We start from the raw sequence: 695 nt of genomic DNA, 5'->3' as shown, positions 1-695 counted from the left end.
TCCATACGGATAACACCATCATGATCCAAAGGCATAAAACGGAACGTTTGGTCTAATTGGTCATTTACGATTTCAATATCTAATTGATAATATTCAGCAATTTTTTTCCAGTATTCAATACCGGAACCGCCTAGTGGGTCAACACCAATTTTCAAACCAGACTTAGCAATCGCTTGCATATCAACAACTTCGCCTAATGCAGAGACATAAGGCATAACCAAATCTTGCTGAATAACGTATTCACTCGCCATCGCTGTATCAAAATTGACTCTTTTAACCCCTTCCAGGTTATTGACTAGCAATTGGTTTGCATTTTTTTCAATAACAGAAGTTAAATCGGTATCAGCCGGCCCGCCATTCGCAGGGTTGTATTTAATACCGCCATCTTCAGGTGGGTTATGTGAAGGCGTAATTACAATGCCATCCGCAACATCTTGGTGTGATTGGTTATAACTTAAAATAGCGTGAGAGATAGCTGGAGTTGGCGTGAAACCATTATTTTCCTGAACAATTACATGAACTTGATTTGCCGCTAACACTTCAACCTCTGTAATAAACGCTGCTTCTGATAACGCATGGGTATCTTTCCCTACAAAACAAGGACCTGTTACACCTTGCTTTTTGCGTAAATCGGCAATTGCTTGTGCAATGGCTAATATGTGGTTTTCATTAAAATTTTTACGCAACGAGCTACC

The 695-nt window shown here is 39.7% G+C and carries 1 pseudogene; it reads right to left on the bottom strand.

The annotated features are described in order from the left end of the window. A pseudogene (locus A9O67_RS13205) lies at nt 1–695 on the bottom strand (alpha-D-glucose phosphate-specific phosphoglucomutase); the annotation flags it as partial.

Origin of the sequence: Tepidimonas fonticaldi, assembly GCF_001675355.1 — a bacterium.
Lineage (GTDB): Bacteria > Pseudomonadota > Gammaproteobacteria > Burkholderiales > Burkholderiaceae_C > Tepidimonas > Tepidimonas fonticaldi.
Note: the sequence above shows the minus strand (reverse complement) of the source record. Positions and strands in the feature narration are given on the sequence as shown.